Consider the following 18,165-nt stretch of genomic DNA (forward strand, 5'->3'; position numbering starts at 1 on the left):
GGTGCGCTCATGAGTGCAGAGTTGTTGTTAAACGTGACGCCGAGCGAAACTCGGGTTGCGATGATTGAAGGTGGCGTTCTACAAGAAATCCACATAGAACGTGAAGCCAAGCGCGGTATTGTTGGCAATATTTACAAAGGAAAAGTCAGTCGAGTGTTGCCGGGTATGCAGGCGGCATTTGTCGACATTGGTTTAGATAAAGCGGCATTTTTGCACGCTTCTGATATTGTTCCTCACACTGAATGTGTATCTGAGAACGAAAAACAGCAGTTCAAAGTTCGAGATATTTCAGAGCTGGTACGACAAGGACAAGACATCGTTGTTCAGGTTGTCAAAGACCCTCTTGGTACCAAAGGTGCTCGTCTTACCACGGATATCACTTTACCTTCCCGTTATCTGGTGTATATGCCCGGAGCCAGCCATGTTGGTGTATCGCAACGTATTGAAAGTGAAGATGAGCGAGAGCGCCTGAAAAAAGTGGTTGCTCACTACTGTGACGAACATGGTGGTTTCATTATCCGCACCGCTGCTGAAGGAGCAAATGAGAAAGAATTAGCACAAGATGCGGCTTTCTTAAAACGCCTGTGGAGCAAAGTGATGGAGCGACGGGCGAAATATAAGAACCGTTCAACGTTATATGGTGAGTTGGGGCTGGCGCAACGCATTTTACGAGATTTTGTTGGAACCGATTTAACCAAAATTTTGGTCGATTCACGTATTGAGTACGATAACCTCATTGAATTCACGTCTGAATTTGTTCCTGAGCTGACGGATAAATTAGGGTTGTACGAGGGGGATAAACCCATCTTCGATATGTACGATACCGAAAATGAAATTCAGCGTTCACTTGAGCGGAAAGTGGAACTGAAATCGGGGGGGTATTTGATCATCGATCAGACCGAAGCCATGACAACCATCGATATCAACACCGGTGCGTTTGTGGGGCGACGGAATTTAGAAGAAACGATTTTTAATACCAATGTTGAGGCGACTCAGGCGATTGCTCGCCAACTACGATTACGTAACCTCGGCGGGATCATTATTATCGATTTTATTGATATGGCCTCTGATGAACATCGTAAACGGGTATTGATTTCGCTAGAAGCGGCATTAAGTAAAGATCGAGTCAAAACCAATATTAACGGTTTTACCCACTTAGGTTTAGTGGAAATGACGCGTAAACGAACCCGAGAAAGTATTGAACATGTTCTCTGTTCGACTTGTCCAACTTGTGAAGGGCGTGGGACGGTCAAAACGGTGGAAACGGTTTGTTTTGAAATTTTACGTGAAGTAACACGAGTGAATCGCGCTTATGACGCCGATAAATTTGTGGTTTATGCCTCTCCGGCGGTGGCTGAAACATTACAAGGGGATGAATCTCATTCTCTGGCTGAACTTGAAGTATTTATCGGTAAAGAAGTGTGTATTAAAGCCGAATCTTTGTATGTTCAAGAGCAATTTGATGTTGTCATGATGTAAGTAGGGTTGCGGGTGATACCAAATTTAACTCGCCTTGGGCGGATGGTGTTATGGCTATTGATTAGCCTGTTAGTGGTGTTGGCTTTGGCTGTCACCACTTTGCGTGTGTTATTACCAGAGATGAACCGCTTTAAAGATGAGATTCAGCATTGGGTGAGTGATAGAACTCAAATCCAATTAGTTATCTCGGATGTGCGTGGTTTTTGGCGAAATACACACCCTTCACTGGCACTACAAGGCGTACAGGCAAATTTGCCAGATGGCAGTCAGATCCAGTTTCAGACTGGGCGTATCGATGTGGAATTTGATTTATTACAAAGTCTACTGCAACGCCAGCCAGTGGTCGCCAACCTGATCATTCACCAACTGACGTTAGATATTCAATCTGTTGATTGGCTGGCATTAAGTCAATCGGATCCGAGCCTTCCGGCCAATACTCAAGGGCGAATACTTCAGCGTTTAGATAATCTCTTCTTGCGCCAACTGGATGATTTCTCTATCCAGAATTCCACCATTCTTTATCAAACGATGGCGGGTGATCTTCGCCAGATAGAGATTGAAAAACTGCATTGGAAAAACCAAGGTCAGCAGCATCGCGCTGAAGGCATCGTGAGTTTAGTGGACAGTGAAATCAATTCATTAAATGTACGGGCCGATTTTCAAGATCATGGTTCACTGCGTGACATTTCAGGGGAGTTTTACGTTAGTGCCGATAAACTGAGAGTCCGCCCTTGGTTAACTCGATATTTTACCGATGAAGTGGGGATAGAGCGCGGCATCGTCAGTTTTAATGCTTGGGCAACACTAGAGCATAATCAACCTGTTGATGGATACGTTGAATTAAAACCTTCAGAAATTACGTGGCATGAAAAAGAGCAAAATGAACTGTTATTAGAATCAGGAATATTGCTGCTTTCACCCACAGAAAAGGGATGGCAAGTGAGTGCTCATTCACTTAACTTGCGAACTAATGATACGCCTTGGCCCAGTCTTGATGTCGCGTTTGAGTGGCAAGCCGATGGCTGGCGAGCGAACTTCTCTCAGCTGACACTAGAAAGTTTATCCCCCTTTGCCGCATTACTTCCGGATGCGAAAGAAGCTTATTCTTGGATAGAGAAATTAAACCCCCACGGCAGGCTTGAAGATCTTCGTATAGGTCAGCAAGCCAATCAACCTCTTCATTATTCTGCCAATCTGTATCAAGGGGCTATAAACCAATGGTCGTTATTGCCCGAAGTTCATCACTTACAAGCAACGATTGCAGGAACGTTAGATAAAGCGGTCATTCATGCTTCCTTGATCGATGACGAGCTCCCCTATGGGGAGGTTTTTCAAGCGCCTTTGCCGATTCGTCAAGCGGCGGTTGATCTTGTGTGGCAGCGTGATGAACAAGGTTGGTCTTTGTGGGCTGATAAAGTCACGGCTGCGACGCCTGATCTACAAGTATTAGGTGAATTTCGTCTTGATTTCCCTTATCAGAAGAGCCCCTTTCTTTCTTTCTATGCCGAAGCGGACGTTTATAATGCTGGATCGACGTGGCGTTATTTGCCTGCGTTGGCATTAGGGCAAGATCTGACCGATTACCTCTCTACCTCGATTCAGGGCGGAAAAGTAAAAACGGCTAAGTTACTCTGGTATGGGCCTTTAAATGATTTTCCCTATACCGACAATCAGGGCGTCTTCCAAGCTTGGGTTGCTTTAAAAGAGGCAACATTTAGTTTTGATACCGCTTGGCCCACCATTACCGATCTCCAACTCGATCTGTTATTTGAAAATGATGCCATGTATCTTGACTCTCGCTCCGCCACTTTAATGGGAGTGAAAGCGCAGCGCATTGTTGGGCAAATAGGAGAACTGGCGAGTGATGGCAAGTTAGAGCTCACGGCTACGGTTGCAGGCCAAGGTAATGCGGTACGAGATTATATGACAGCCACACCGTTGGTGGATTCTGTTGGGGCTGCACTCACGGCGATCAATGTGAATGGTTTGGTCAACTCTGAATTTCAGCTAAGTATTCCGTTTGAGAGTGATAAGGATGTTCGAGCTTGGGGATGGGCTGATTTAAAACAGAATCATGTGGAAATCCATACTCCCCCCATGATGTTAGAAATGGTATCCGGACGTATTTATTTTGATGATGATGTTGTTACGGCGGCTGGATTGTCTGCTCATTTGTTGGATCAATCCATCTCCTTTGATTTTAAAGGGGAAAGTGCTCAGCAAGGTTATAATGTGGCGATTGACTTGGTGGGCGATTGGGAGATGTCACCACTAAAGCCTTATGTTGGTGAGGCTTGGGTAGCCCCGCTTTCTGGTCATGCACCTTGGCAGATGGGGGTTGATATTCAGTTAACCGACGTTGGCTTTACCTACCAAATCGATACACAAGTGAATCTACGTTCCGTAACTAGCCAGTATCCTTATCCACTGAATAAATCACTAAATAGTGCAGGTGTTGCCCGTTTACAAGCATCGGGAAATCAGCAATCGGTCTCTGCGCGTTTGCAGCTTCCTGAAGCCAAATATCAAGCAGAAATTGATATCACACAATCGATTCCTGAACTTACCGCAACTTATCTTTTGCTTGGTCAAGGCAGCTTTAAGATGAGCCCTGTCGTGGGGCATCACTTACAAGTACGCAGCGATCAATTTAATCTTGATCAATGGATCGATCTTCTCCAGCAAACCTCGAAGGTTTCTTCTGGATCAGCGTTGGCGAACTTGAATGCTCCAGAAATCCCTTTACCTGAACGTATTGATCTTCAGGTTAAAGAGCTTACGTTCGCTGAGTTAGAGTGGCACGATGTCGATTTTGCTGCCCGACGAAAAAATCTTGGTTGGCAAGCTGAAATCAATAGTCAAGAAGTTCAAGGAAAGGCGAATTATATTGAACCTTATGATCTGAGTGTCTCTTTGCAGCGTTTGCATCTTTATTTACCCCAGCTAGAAATGGAAGCCAGTGAAGGAAGTTCGCTATTAGTAGATAGGGAAAAGCAAGATGCGCCGTTGATCTCTGAATTTGATCGACAATTTCATTCATTGATGCCGAACTTAACTTTAGTGATTGATGATTTCTGGTTACAAGGCTACAAGGTTGGTTCGCTCAATATGGATTTTCAACGTCAAAAGGACACTTTGGAATGGAAGCGAATCGATATAGTGAGTGGTTCTAATCAGGTTCATATCAATGGTACTTGGACTTTAACAGAGCATACTAGCCAAACAACCATGAACCTAGAGATGAAAGGGGACAATAACAGCGACTTAATGGAACGATTTGGAATCAGTTCCGGTATTCAAAGAGCACCTTTCGAAATTACGAGCCAGACACAATGGCAAGGTGCTCCTTGGTCAATGAAAGTCAATACGCTACAAGGCCATTTAGAGACCAAACTCGGTAAAGGGACGATTTCTAATGTGAGTGGTGCCTCAAAACTATTGGGTATCTTTAGCTTAGATTCGATTATTCGTAAGATGCAGCTCGATTTTAGTGATGTGTTTGATAAAGGTATGGCCTTTAGCCGGATCACTGGTAGTGGCGAGTTTTCTCAAGGTATTTTTGTCACGAACAATATTAAAATGGATGCGATTGCCGGAGAAATGACCATTAAAGGTATGGCAGACTTAAATACACGAATGGTCGATGCTGAAGTGAATTTTATTCCTGATATTACCTCAGGCCTTCCCGTCATGACCGCCTTTGCTGTGACCCCTGCTACCGCTTTGTATGTCTTGGCGATTACCACGGTGATTTCTCCTGTCGTGGAAGTGTTTACACAAGTGAATTATCAAGTGACAGGCCCGATGGATGCACCGATAGTTAAAGAGTTATCGCGTAGTAAAGGGGAATTTCAGTTACCAGAAAAACTGAAAAAATAATCAAAGAGGAAGTTCAACATGGCACGGATGGGATTGATACAAATGACGTCAGGTTCTTCTATCAAAGAAAATCTTCAAGTTATTGAACAGAATTTACAACAATTGGTTAAACAGAAGGTGGAATGGGTGGTCACCCCGGAAAACGCCCTGCTGTTTGGGCGTCATTTTGATTATCATCACCATGCAGAACCTCTAAAGCAAGGGGTAATTCAGCAGCAATTATCGGCGCTTGCTAGTCGTTATCAAGTGTGGCTTTTGATGGGGAGTTTTCCTATTCGTCGTGAGCATGGGGTTACTAGCACCTCAATACTGTTTAACCCTCAAGGTGAACTTGTGGCTGATTATGATAAGCTGCATATGTTTGATGTTGATGTGACAGATGGCCATCGTCGTTATCGTGAGTCTGAGACTTTTATCCCTGGCAATCGAGTGACAGTAGTGGAGACACCGCTCGGTATGTTAGGCTTATCTATCTGTTACGATCTTCGTTTCCCCCATCTTTATTCAGAACTTCGCCAAAAAGGGGCTCAAATACTATTTGTGCCGGCGGCTTTTACTGCGGTAACTGGAAAAGCTCACTGGCAAGTTTTACTACAGGCAAGAGCGATAGAAACCCAGTGTTGGGTGGTTGCTGTTGGTCAAACAGGCGTTCATCCTTGTGGGCGTGAAACATGGGGACACTCAATGGTCGTCAGCCCGTGGGGAGAGGTTGTCGCTTCACTTGGCCAAGATGCAGAATGCTTAGTGGTTGACATTGAGGTTGAGCAGACAGTGCCTATTCGCCGTGCCATGCCTGTTATGGAACACACACGTTTTTATAATCAATTGATAGAGAAAAAAAATCCGCTATGAGTATTACCCATATTGAAGAGGCGTTATTAACCCCAACAGGGCTCAGTGAACAAGATATTGCGAATACTTTAGCCAGTATCGCCACTCGTGACATTGATTATGCAGACATTTATTTTCAATCTAGCTGGCATGAGTCTCTGGTTTTAGAAGACAGTATTATTAAAGATGGCTCGTTCAATATTGATTGTGGCGTAGGCGTGAGAGCGGTAAGTGGAGAAAAAACGGGGTTTGCGTATTCTGATCAAATTCAATTAGATGGTTTAAAGCAGAGTGCGATAGCCGCACGAGGGATAGCTCAACAAGGGAAAAATGCTCAAGTAAACGCATTTCATCGCACCGATAACCAGCATTACTATGTTGCGACCAACCCACTAGAAAGCTGGCAGAAACAGAAAAAAACCGAATTATTACAGCAACTTGATGCCTATATCCGAACCAAAGAACCACGAATTCAAGAAGTATCGATCAGTTTAAGTGGCGTTCATGAGCAGATGCTGGTTGCGGCCACGGATGGCACTTACGCTGGTGATATTCGTCCATTGGTCCGTTTATCTATTTCAGTGTTAGCGACAAAAGGTGATCGTCGAGAACGTGGTAGTGCGGGTGGCGGCGGTCGATTTAGCTATGACTACTTTCTTAATGAAGAGAATGGGCAAAAAATCGCCTTTGCTTATGCCGATGAAGCCATTCGCCAAGCGTTAGTCAACTTAGAAGCGGTTGCGGCCCCTGCGGGAACGATGCCAGTGGTACTCGGTTCTGGTTGGCCGGGCGTTTTATTGCATGAAGCCGTAGGACACGGCTTAGAAGGGGATTTTAATCGTAAAGGCTCTTCAATGTTTGCTGGCAAAATGGGTAAGAAAGTCACCTCGAATCTATGCACGATTGTGGATGATGGTACATTAAAAAATCTGCGTGGTTCGCTTAACGTCGATGATGAAGGCGTGAATGGACAATATAATGTATTGATTGAAAATGGCGTTCTCAAAGGCTATATGCAAGATAAGTTGAATGCCCGTTTAATGGGGGGGCTACCGACAGGAAATGGTCGCCGAGAATCTTATGCTCATTTGCCTATGCCACGTATGACCAATACTTATATGCTGCCTGGGCAACACTCCTCTGAAGAGATCATTGCCAGCGTCAAAAAAGGTATTTATGCCCCTAATTTTGGTGGTGGGCAAGTGGATATCACGTCGGGTAAATTTGTTTTTTCCGCATCCGAAGCCTACTTAATTGAAAATGGTAAGATTACTCACCCAATTAAAGGTGCCACCTTGATAGGATCTGGCATCGAGGCGATGCAGCAGGTTTCTATGGTGGGTAACGATCTGAGTATTGATCGGGGAGTTGGTGTCTGTGGTAAAGCCGGACAGAGTGTACCCGTTGGGGTTGGGCAACCGACATTGAAACTCGATGCGTTGACCGTTGGCGGAACGGAATAAGCGATATTAGAGAGAGCCTCATCCATTCCTGACCGAGCGAGAGAAAAGATCGGTAGAAGATCATTTTGCTGGTGGTAATTTATGAGGAACCGTGCGATATTTCGTCGCACAAAAATTTGAGCCTATTTACTTGGAGCCACAGCTATGTCTCATGAAGATGACTATCTCTCTGTTGAAGCATTCATTGAAATTCAAAAAGAAGAGACTCGTGATATTATTCAAGCGCTACTCGATGACGGCAGTGATCCAGAAGCCTTATATGAAATTGAACATCACTTTTTTTCAGAAGATTTTGAGAAATTAGAAAAAGCGGCGGTTGAAGCCTTTAAACTGGGTTTTGAAGTGTTGGAAGCGGAAGAGGCTGAAGATGAAGATGGCAATAAGCTCCTCTGTTTCGATGCGACTATGTCATCGGTTTTAAACCCTCAAGCGATTGATGAACAAGTTGAAAAACTCGTGAATTTGGCTGAAAAATTTGATGTTATCTACGACGGTTGGGGCACTTACTACGAAGGTGAAGATGCTCTCTATGACGATGAAGATGACGACGACGAAGAGTAATCAGACTTTTCCCGCATGATAAGTACCAGCCTCTTGGCTGGTATTTTTGATCTAGGTCATGTATATATGACGAAAACTCATTAGACATGATATCGATTATGCAGCTTTCTCTCGCCGGTTGTTGGCAACTTTCACCCCTGACGGATTTATCTATTCCGCAGGAGGATCTCTGTTTTCCTGGTCCACTGAGTTCAGCCTTACCGGAATCACTGGATGAATCAAGGATTGCAGAACAAGAGTGGCACTTGATGCATGATATCGAGGTTGACGAGCAACTGCTCAGCTATCCTGCAATCGATCTGGTGTTAGAGGGGATAGATTATCATGCCGAAATTCGGTTGAATGGGATTGCTTTATTTGACTGTGATGGAACGCAATCCATTTATAAAAAAGAAATCCGCTCTTTGCTTAATCTGGGTAAAAATCGAATAGAGATCCTATTTCTTTATCCAGAAGATGAATGGCTGATTGATAGTGAAGAGACCGAGCAATGTTTATTAGGGAAGTTGTCTCCACAGCGTTACGATGAGCGAATAGGAATATGGCGAGAGCCTTATTTACACTGTATTTCTCATGTTCGATTAGAGCATGTCACCACCGAGCAGATCTGGCACCATGGTGGGGGATGTGAATTGCTGATTACCTTATTTTTTAAACCTTATGCCGCTGGGCTTATTTCTGCATCGGTGCGGTTTGATCATGTCACTTACCAGTTACCGATAGATATCCGTAGCGATCATGTTAGTGCTCTTTTTCAGGTTGAGGCTCCCAAGTATTATCAACCTGAAAGCCCAAACCCGAAGGATCTTTATACGATCAGCGTTGAGTTAGACGGACAAAAAGCGGAGCTACAATTGGGCTTAAGTGATCGTTTCTGTGTAACCCATTTCCCTTTATAACCCCTTAAGACTAATGGGCACAGCCCCAGTGGTTATGATCCGAATGCTTTGTTTGCTGAGGGTGCATACTTTGCCACAATCTTTCATGGAAGTAGTAAGCACAGGTATTAAAGCTTGGTTCAATCATCGCCATGACCCCGCCAACAAGCCAGCTTCCTGTCAATAAGTAAGCAATACTAAAGGCGACACTAAAGTGGATCACTGCGAAGCTGCCGGTTTTTATTTGTGCTTTACCTGAATAGCGTTGTAACAATGGGTGTTTGGCCCAAGCTTTTTCATGAAAGTAAAAAGCAACGGTGTTAACCATGGGTTCTAGCATGGCGATCAAACTGCCCAAAATAATATCACCAGTAAGGATGTAAGCGATGGTGAAAGCGATAGTAAAATGTATTGCAGCAAAGCTTAATGTCTTTTTCATGATGTTTACTCAACGTTCTTTCTTTTGATGTAATCATTATTGATAATTATTCTCAAAAAGAAAAGAAGAATTGAGCAATTAATTCGATAGGCAATAGCGAACAAAAAGGCGCATTAAGCGCCGAAGAGTTAGCCTTGTGGTTTGACAACCAGAACATTAATCGGGGAGTGTTCAACGACTTTGCTTGCGACAGAGCCTAACATCACTTTATCGATTCGAGAACGCTTATGACTGGGCATGATGATAAGATCGGCCTGTAGCTTAGCGGCATGTTCAAGAATAGTGGTATAGGGTTTTCCTTCTGCCACATGTAGCTGATAATCGACGTCAGGGTGAATATTTTTCTGAGCGAATTGCTCCAATCTTTCCCGAATATCCTGCTTCATTTTTGACGCTGCATCACGCGGAAAATAGGTCGCAACCATGGACATATGAATACCGGGTAGAACCGTTAAAAGATGAATTTTTGCATCACTTTGCTGAGCGTGCCATACGGCCAGTTGGGTTGCTTTATCAGCAAAACCTTGTTCATTTAAATCGACAGGAACCAAAATATGGTGATACATAATTTATTATCTCAGTATTTAGTGTTAACGAAGACTATACCCAAGAATGCTATTATTTCTTGGGCATAGATCGGATTATCATTACGAGGCTAAGCGGTCAGTGACCGTTTAGCGGCCCGTTTCTTCTGATTCCATCCCAGTAGTAAGGTGACTAATAGTGCAGGGAGGAATACCCACTCTTTCATTGGGCGGTCACTCTCTACAACGATTGTTCGAACCTCCCAATCAAAATCGATGCCTGCGGCTTCGGCTGGGCTGCGAAACTCCACAGCATCAATCAACATTCGATTGTTGATCTTATTGACGGTCAACCCCATTGAACGAATGCGTTCTTCTGCACTTGTGGCTTGATCATTGAACGGGAGTTGTACGGTTTTTGAGATGTAATCTCCCATTAAGGTTTCCCCTGCAACGATCATCACAATCGGTTGGCCAACCGGCGCGTTATCAACAATATGTGCTAACTCTGTTCCAGGATATTGATATTGGGCAGGATAGATTTTATCCCACCAAAAACCGGGACGTAAAAAGCTAAAGGTTAGGAGTAATAGCAGTAAGACTTCCCACCATTTTGTTTTAGTAAACCACCAACCTTGAGTGGCGGCAGAAAATAGCAGCATGGCAATGACTGACGATCCCACGGTTAATGCTAAGTGCCACCATGAATCAATGCCCATCAGTAGTAATTGAGTATTGAAGATAAACATAAATGGCAAGATAGCGGTACGAATATCGTAGGCGAAACCTTGAATACCAGTACGGATTGGATCTGATTTTGCAATCGCGGCGGCAGCAAAAGCCGCAAGCCCTACAGGGGGGGTATCATCCGCTAAAATACCGAAATAAAACACGAATAGGTGTACGGCAATAAGTGGAATGATCAAACCACTTTGTGCGCCTAAAGTGACAATGACGGGGGCCATTAGGGTGGAAACAACAATATAGTTGGCGGTGGTGGGGAGCCCCATCCCCAATAACAAGCTAATGACAGCGGTGAAGAGCAGCATTAACATAATGTTGCCGCCAGAGATGAACTCAACGAAGTCGGTCATCACTAAGCCAATACCAGTTAAGGTAACAACGCCGACAACCGTACCCGCAGCTGCCGTCGCCACACCGATACCTATCATGTTACGTGCACCGGATACTAAACTTTCTAGTAAGTCGGTGACCCCCGCTTTCGCCTGTTGAGTGGCATCATGGGTTCCATTAAACCAAGCAATAATGGGCCTTTGGGTTAACAGGATAACAATCATAAATACACTTGCCCAGAAGGCAGACAATCCGGGTGAGAAACGTTCAACGGTTAAACACCAGACCAATACCACAATGGGCAGTAAGTAGTGCAAGCCTGATTTTACGGTAGGGCCAACATCGGGTATCTCCTGAATATTTTCATCCAAACTAAATTCACGCTCATGGGTGTATCGAGCCGAGATTTTCAACAAGAGAAAATAGCAGGCTAGAAGAGCCACGGTTACTATTGGTGTGGCGGCATCGCCAAAAACCTGCTTTGTCCAGCCGACGCCGTAATACACTAAGGCACTCAGAATACATAACCCTAAAATGGTTCCCGTGAAAGAGAGTAGGCTATTGACGAATGTTGAAGGGCGACGACGAGGTAACCCTGTCATTCCTGCTTTACAAGCTTCTAGATGAACAATGTAGATCAGAGCGATATAAGAGATAAGTGCGGGCAACAGAGCGGCTCGAATGACTTCTACATAAGAGATTCCAACATATTCGACCATCAAAAATGCGGCGGCCCCCATGATAGGAGGAGTGAGCTGGCCATTCGTTGACGCTGCGACTTCTATTGCACCGGCTTTAGTGCCAGAAAAACCCACTCGTTTCATGAGCGGAATAGTAAAGGTTCCGGTTGTGACAACATTGGCGATTGAAGATCCTGAGACCAAGCCTGATAACCCTGATGCTACGACTGCAGCTTTGGCTGGGCCACCCCGCATATGGCCAAGTAAAGAAAAGGCTACTTTGATGAAATAAGCGCCTGCCCCCGCTCGTTCTAACATTGCTCCAAACAGGACAAATAAGAAGACGAAGGAAGTCGAAACACCTAATGCGACCCCAAAAACGCCTTCTGTGGTTAGCCATAAATGAGACATGGCTTTATTAAAGCTGGCTCCTTTATGAGCAATCACGTCTGGCATATGTGGCCCAGCAAAGGTATAGAGTAAAAAGAGACCAGCCACACACATTAAAGGGGGACCTAATGCACGGCGTGTCGCTTCAAGTAATAGAAGCATGCCGATACCCGCCACAATAATATCGAGATCAGTAGGCGCTCCTGAACGACCGGATAAAGAGGTATAGAAAAGGTAGATATAGGCAGCAGAAAAACTTCCCACTAAGGCTAAAATCCAATCGACGGTAGGGATGCGATCACGAGGAGAGTGCTGCAATGCTGGGTAAGCCGTGAAAGCCAAAAATACCGCAAAGCTTAAATGGATAGCGCGAGCTTCGGTGTCGTTTAAAATGGCGAAATTAAAAATAAATGGCAGTGGTGAAGCATACCAGAGTTGAAAAAGAGACCAGCAAAGGGGGACAAACCATAAAATACGCCCTGAAAACCCTTGTGGGTTTCTTGCTCCGGTATCTGCCTGTGCAACCATCTCTTGCACATCCTGCGACGGGGTTTTTGCCTGCGTCATGTACGTTATCCTTAATATTGATGGTTTACTCTCTTCCTACGCTATAGCCGCCGTTAAGTGGCGGTGTTTCTTCGCTCAAGCTGGGTGCAAGCGATACCGATTGGTTTATCGCCTAGCACTAGGTTATGTTGTGATAAGCTGAGCAAATGATAGGAGAGAGGACTTTGTAAAAAGTCATCCTACTTATTCATACAGAGTTCCGCTTAGTTGCTTTTCTCTGGTTTATATCATCATAGGGTGAGAACTGCTTGCTAACGCTGAAATAAAGCGCCTTTATGGGGATATCATTGGTTAGTTATCCCCATACTCAGTCTCTGAGCATGGGGACTCTCGGGTTGCTTAGTCAGTACCCAAAATGTTTTGGATATCACCACCAAAGGCGGAGTGACAAATGATGTCGACGCGCCTATTTCAGTAAACCAACCTCTTTGTAATATTTTTCAGCACCTGGGTGCAATGGAATAGAAAGGCCTGCTTGAACCATATCTTCTTTTTTCAAGTTAGCAAATGCAGGGTGAAGACGAGTAAAGGTATCAAAATTTTCAAATACGGCTTTGGCCACGTTATAAGCCACTTCATCAGAAACATCGGTGCTAGTGACTAATGTTGCTGCAACCCCAAAACTGGTGACATCATTGTCTGTGCCTCGGTACATTCCAGCAGGAATGGTACTGTAAGCATAGTAAGGGCGCTCTGTAACAATCTTCGTCACTTCTGGGCCTGTTGCAGAAACGAGTTTCGCATTACAGGATGTGGTGGCCTCTTGGATAGCACCATTGGGGTGACCAACCATGTAAATAAAGGCATCAATACGGTTATCACACAGGGCTTGTGAGCGTTCTGCTCCTCGAAGCTCTGATGCTAATCTAAAGCTATTATTGGTCCAACCAAAGGCATCCATTACCACTTGCATGGTTGCGCGGTCACCAGAGCCTGGGTTACCAATATTGACCCGCTTTCCTTCAAGGTCTTTAACATTGTTAATACCAGAATCAGCACGAGTGATGATATTAAAAGGTTCGGTATGTAAAGAGAACATCGCCCGTAGTTTTTTGTAAGGACCCAATTCAGAAAATTGGCTCGTACCGTTGTAACCATGATATTGCCAATCGGATTGGACGATAGCAAAATCCAGTTCACCACTGCGCATCGTGTTGACGTTGTATATGGAACCCCCCGTGGATTCTACCGAGCAGCGAATATTGTGTTCTTGACGGTCGCGGTTCACTAGGCGGCAAATAGCCCCACCTGTTGGGTAGTAAACGCCAGTTACAGCCCCTGTACCAATGGTAATAAATTCCTGAGAGTAAGCTGCGCTACTTCCAATAACCGCAGCCGCAATTGCACCGATCTTAATGAGTTTATTCAATACCATGAATGTCCCTTCCTTTTTGTTATTGTCCGAAAATTCACTGGAGAATATTCGGCGTTTCTTCATCGAGAAATCGTAGCTTTTTCAATCCATATACCGAAAAAGTGATGGAATAATAGCAAGAAATGGCAAAGTAATTATAGATTTGTAAAATAATATAATGAAATCAATAAAGGAGATAAGTGGTTCTAGATGAGAGGCAATTAAGATAACTGATTGATGATTAAGGGGTTCGGTAGAGAGTAGGGTTTGCTGATAACTTACTTGAAATGTGACTCGGGTCACGAATTTAAAGTGACCCTTCAGCGTTCTATGCTGTCAATGCTGGATGATATTATTCAACCTGTGTATTCAAAAAGCTCACACACAGAAGTAAATAATTGCTTTGTCGTGATATTGAGCGTTGGTGTAATGAAAATCGTATCATCACCAGCAACCACGCCTAAGATCCCTTCAGACTTACCCAAAGAATCCAGTAATCTTGCAATCAGTTGAGCAGCCCCTGGCCCAGTATGAATTACTACTAAGGCATTGTTATGATCAATATCCAGCACTAATTCACGTAAAGAGCTTGATACTGTCGGTACTCCGAGTTCTGCCGGAAGACAGTAAACCATCTCCATTTTTGCATTACGAGTACGAACTGCCCCAAATTTAGTCAACATTCGTGACACTTTTGACTGATTAATATTGTCAAACCCTTCATTTTTTAGGGCATCAACAATATCGCTCTGAGAGCCAAATCGCTCTTCTTTGAGCAGAGCTTTAAAAGTACGAACTAAATTATCTTGTTTATCCATATGGCGCATTGTTCTCTTACGTTCGCTGAATCAACCATTGAGGCATATTCTCACATAGCTGATGCTTGAGTAGCAAATTATCATACAAAACTGTCTAAAAGGTCACTGTAAAATTTGTCTATTTTGGTTTAGATAGGGGATAAACTTTTGTTATTCATTAATAATAACCCCATAATCGTACCTTAAGCTGTAGCTCGGCTTCGGGGAATTGCGCAAAGTCGCAAAGCTGAAGTTAATTGATTGTAATCAAGTTGTACTTGCTATAGTTTTTTGAGGTCGGATAAACCTACCCTACCAAAACATTTATAAGAGATTCACTCTCAAGGAGATCTACGATGAAAGTCGCTGTTATTGGTGCCGCAGGCGGCATCGGTCAAGCCCTAGCTCTGTTATTGAAAAATCGTCTTCCTGCTGGTTCAGATCTTGCCCTCTATGATATTGCGCCAGTCACCCCTGGCGTTGCAGCAGATTTAAGTCACATTCCTACTTCCGTGTCTATTAAAGGTTATGCGGGGGAAGATCCTACACCTGCATTAGAAGGGGCCGATGTGGTGCTTATTTCTGCCGGAGTCGCTCGTAAGCCGGGTATGGATCGAGCGGATCTCTTTAATGTGAACGCGGGCATTGTTAAATCGTTAGCTGAACGTATCGCGGTGGTTTGTCCAAACGCTTGTGTGGGCATTATTACTAACCCAGTGAATACAACCGTACCGATTGCAGCGGAAGTTTTGAAGAAAGCCGGTGTTTACAATAAAGCGAAACTTTTTGGTGTGACAACCCTCGATGTCATTCGCTCTGAAACCTTCGTTGCCGAACTCAAAGATAAAGATCCTGGTGACGTGCGCGTCCCGGTTATTGGTGGTCACTCTGGTGTCACGATTTTACCGCTACTTTCTCAAGTGGAAGGTGTGGAGTTTACGGCTGAAGAAGTTGAAGCCCTGACTAAACGTATTCAAAATGCGGGCACTGAAGTTGTAGAAGCGAAAGCGGGTGGTGGTTCAGCAACGCTTTCTATGGGACAAGCTGCTTGTCGTTTTGGCCTTTCTTTAGTTAAAGCCCTGCAGGGCGAATCGGTAATTGAATACGCTTATGTCGAAGGTGATGGTGCACACGCTCCATTTTTCGCACAGCCGGTGAAATTAGGCAAAAATGGCGTAGAAGAAATACTCAGCTATGGTCCGCTTAGTGAGTATGAGCAAGCGGCTCTTGATGGAATGCTTGAAACGCTGAACAAAGATATCGAAATCGGTGTTGAGTTCGTTAAATAAACGAATATCTCGCCGTAATAAAAATGCCGCTTAACGATAGCGGCATTTTTTATGTGACAAAGATAATATTTCTCAGAAAGTCTTATTTACTGCGCTGTACAGCCATGTGAGCCAGAGTTATCAAGGCTTGTTTATAGTCACTTTCTGGCAAAATGGCCAGCTCAGCAATGGCTTTATCGGCTTCTTGTTGGGCTTTCGCTGTGGTGTATTCTAAAGAGCCGGCTTGTTGCATTGTAGCGAGAATCTCTTCTAACTTATCCATCCCATTTGCTTGCTCTATCGCTTCTCTTATCATCAACGACTGTTTTCCTACACTGTTGTGCATTGCATGCAGTAAGGGCAGGGTTGGCTTTCCTTCGGCTAAATCATCGCCAACGTTTTTGCCCATTTCTTTTCCGTCTGCGGTGTAATCCATCACATCATCAATCAGCTGGAAAGCGGTACCTAGGTATTTACCGTAATTCTGTAGCGCTTGCTCAACCTGAGGTGGCGCATCACACAATATTGCACCGATCTGGGTGGCGGCTTCAAACAAACGAGCCGTTTTAGAATAGATAACTTGCATGTAGCTTTCTTCAGTGGTTTCAGGATCATTGCAATTCATCAACTGCAGCACTTCACCTTCTGCGATCACATTCACTGAGTGACTCATGAGTTTGAGGATCTTCATGGATCCTAATTCTGTCATCATCTGAAATGATCGGGTGTAAATAAAATCCCCCACTAAAACACTAGCGGCGTTACCAAACATGGCATTTGCTGTCGCTTTACCTCGGCGCATATCGGATTCATCCACAACATCGTCGTGCAGTAAGGTTGCAGTATGAATAAACTCAATAAAAGCGGCGGCAAGAGTATGCCCTTCACCTTGATAGCCTAGCGCTTTAGCCGACAAAATAGCGAGCAGAGGACGAAGGCGTTTGCCTCCACCACTGACAATATAAAAACCCAGTTGGTTGATGAGAGAGACATTAGAATTGAGCTGAGCAAGTATCGTTTCATTCACTTTTGCCATGTCATCGGCAGTAAGCGATTGGATAGCTTTAAAATCCATTATAAATCCGGCTGAAGTTAGAGCTTGTAAGGCATTATGTTCATCGTGAATTATTGAATAATACACTAAAAAATATTGATTAATACATGGCTTAAAGGCATGATTGCGCCACTTTTGTTTGGCGATTAGCTTTTCGCCAAATTTTTTTAAATATGGCTTGTCATAGAGGCCTCATTCACGTAGAATCTGCGCCCTATTGATGATTAGTTTAGCGCACACCCTTTTTGCTCAAAATATAAGCATAGGCTGTGCGGAAAGAGCGGAGTAAAATATGTACGCTGTTTTCCAATCTGGTGGTAAACAACACCGTGTAAGCGAAGGTCAAACTCTTCGTTTAGAGAAATTAGACGTTGAAACTGGTGCGACAGTTGAATTTGATAAAGTTCTTCTTGTTGCTAACGGTGAAGAAATTCAAGTTGGTGCTCCTCTTGTTGAGGGCGGTAAAGTGACTGCTGAAGTGGTACAACATGGTCGTGGCGATAAAATTAAAATCGTTAAGTTCCGTCGTCGTAAACACTCTCGTAAGCAACAAGGTCACCGTCAGTGGTTCACAGAAGTGAAAATCACTGGTATCAACGCTTAAGTTATTAGGAGAGTTTAACAATGGCACACAAAAAAGCTGGTGGTTCTACTCGTAACGGCCGCGATTCAGAAAGTAAACGTCTTGGTGTTAAGCGTTTTGGTGGTGAATCTGTACTAGCAGGTAACATCATCATTCGTCAACGTGGTACTAAGTTCCACGCTGGTAATAACGTAGGTATCGGTAAAGATCATACTCTATTCGCTCTATCTGATGGTAAAGTGAAGTTCGAGACTAAAGGTCCTAAGAACCGTAAATTCGTTAGCATCGAAGCTGAATAAGTTTAGTTTCTCGCTGAATTTAAAAGCCCTGCCATTTTGGTAGGG

The 18,165-nt window shown here is 44.1% G+C and carries 15 protein-coding genes; 9 read left to right on the forward strand and 6 right to left on the reverse strand.

Annotated elements, in window-relative coordinates; genetic code table 11:
- The first annotated feature begins 9 nt into the window (after positions 1-9).
- The 6 genes from rng to B5D54_RS10455 all read left to right on the forward strand — a co-directional run bounded on the left by rng (position 10) and on the right by B5D54_RS10455 (position 9,112).
- Positions 10-1,479 (forward strand): ribonuclease G, encoded by a 1,470-nt coding sequence (gene rng, locus B5D54_RS10430; protein WP_078926497.1) that lies wholly within the window; start codon positions 10-12, stop codon positions 1,477-1,479.
- A gap of 12 nt (positions 1,480-1,491) precedes the next feature.
- Complete coding sequence (locus tag B5D54_RS10435) at positions 1,492-5,358, forward strand: YhdP family protein (RefSeq protein ID WP_078926498.1); 3,867 nt, start codon at positions 1,492-1,494, stop codon at positions 5,356-5,358.
- 18 nt (positions 5,359-5,376) lie between these two features.
- Positions 5,377-6,210: a carbon-nitrogen hydrolase family protein gene (locus B5D54_RS10440; protein WP_078926499.1), complete on the forward strand. Its 834-nt coding sequence runs from the start codon at positions 5,377-5,379 to the stop codon at positions 6,208-6,210.
- Positions 6,207-7,652 carry a metalloprotease TldD gene (gene tldD, locus B5D54_RS10445; RefSeq protein ID WP_078926500.1) on the forward strand — a complete coding sequence of 482 codons (1,446 nt, stop codon included), beginning with the start codon at positions 6,207-6,209 and terminating at the stop codon, positions 7,650-7,652. Before B5D54_RS10440 ends, tldD begins: the two co-directional genes overlap by 4 nt.
- 144 nt (positions 7,653-7,796) lie before the next feature.
- Positions 7,797-8,213, forward strand: coding sequence for a ribonuclease E inhibitor RraB (gene rraB / locus B5D54_RS10450; protein WP_078926501.1), 417 nt, complete (start codon positions 7,797-7,799; stop codon positions 8,211-8,213).
- Positions 8,214-8,311: 98 nt separating this feature from the next.
- The gene (locus tag B5D54_RS10455; RefSeq protein WP_078926502.1) at positions 8,312-9,112 is read left to right on the forward strand and encodes a glycosyl hydrolase 2 galactose-binding domain-containing protein; all 801 of its coding nucleotides are present in this window, start codon (positions 8,312-8,314) and stop codon (positions 9,110-9,112) included.
- 10 nt (positions 9,113-9,122) lie between these two features.
- On the opposite strand, the gene B5D54_RS10460 is transcribed toward B5D54_RS10455, so the two are convergent.
- The 5 genes from B5D54_RS10460 to argR all read right to left on the reverse strand — a co-directional run bounded on the left by B5D54_RS10460 (position 9,123) and on the right by argR (position 14,946).
- Complete coding sequence (locus tag B5D54_RS10460; RefSeq protein ID WP_078926503.1) at positions 9,123-9,530, reverse strand: DUF2061 domain-containing protein; 408 nt, start codon at positions 9,528-9,530, stop codon at positions 9,123-9,125.
- Between the two features lie 128 nt (positions 9,531-9,658).
- Complete coding sequence (locus B5D54_RS10465; RefSeq protein ID WP_078926504.1) at positions 9,659-10,096, reverse strand: universal stress protein; 438 nt, start codon at positions 10,094-10,096, stop codon at positions 9,659-9,661.
- 89 nt (positions 10,097-10,185) lie between these two features.
- Positions 10,186-12,765, reverse strand: coding sequence for a TRAP transporter permease (locus B5D54_RS10470; RefSeq protein WP_078926505.1), 2,580 nt, complete (start codon positions 12,763-12,765; stop codon positions 10,186-10,188).
- Between the two features lie 406 nt (positions 12,766-13,171).
- Positions 13,172-14,140 (reverse strand): TAXI family TRAP transporter solute-binding subunit, encoded by a 969-nt coding sequence (locus B5D54_RS10475; protein WP_078926506.1) that lies wholly within the window; start codon positions 14,138-14,140, stop codon positions 13,172-13,174.
- A gap of 335 nt (positions 14,141-14,475) precedes the next feature.
- Entirely contained in the window at positions 14,476-14,946 is a 471-nt protein-coding gene (gene argR, locus B5D54_RS10480) for a transcriptional regulator ArgR (RefSeq protein WP_078926507.1), read from the reverse strand.
- A gap of 326 nt (positions 14,947-15,272) precedes the next feature.
- On the opposite strand from argR, the gene mdh reads away from it, so the two are divergent.
- Positions 15,273-16,205, forward strand: coding sequence for a malate dehydrogenase (mdh, locus tag B5D54_RS10485; protein ID WP_078926508.1), 933 nt, complete (start codon positions 15,273-15,275; stop codon positions 16,203-16,205).
- Between the two features lie 82 nt (positions 16,206-16,287).
- Here the strand turns inward: mdh and ispB are convergent, their stop codons facing one another.
- A complete protein-coding gene (ispB, locus tag B5D54_RS10490) occupies positions 16,288-17,259 on the reverse strand; it encodes an octaprenyl diphosphate synthase (RefSeq protein ID WP_078926509.1) in 972 nt (323 codons plus the stop codon).
- A gap of 271 nt (positions 17,260-17,530) precedes the next feature.
- Here ispB and rplU point away from each other — a divergent pair, with 271 nt between their 5' ends.
- On the forward strand, positions 17,531-17,842 hold the full coding sequence (gene rplU / locus B5D54_RS10495) for a 50S ribosomal protein L21 (protein ID WP_078926510.1): 312 nt from the start codon (positions 17,531-17,533) through the stop codon (positions 17,840-17,842).
- Between the two features lie 20 nt (positions 17,843-17,862).
- Positions 17,863-18,120 carry a 50S ribosomal protein L27 gene (gene rpmA, locus B5D54_RS10500; protein WP_078926511.1) on the forward strand — a complete coding sequence of 86 codons (258 nt, stop codon included), beginning with the start codon at positions 17,863-17,865 and terminating at the stop codon, positions 18,118-18,120.
- Positions 18,121-18,165: the final 45 nt, after the last annotated feature.

The organism is Vibrio cincinnatiensis DSM 19608, assembly GCF_900167345.1.
Taxonomy (GTDB): domain Bacteria; phylum Pseudomonadota; class Gammaproteobacteria; order Enterobacterales; family Vibrionaceae; genus Vibrio; species Vibrio cincinnatiensis.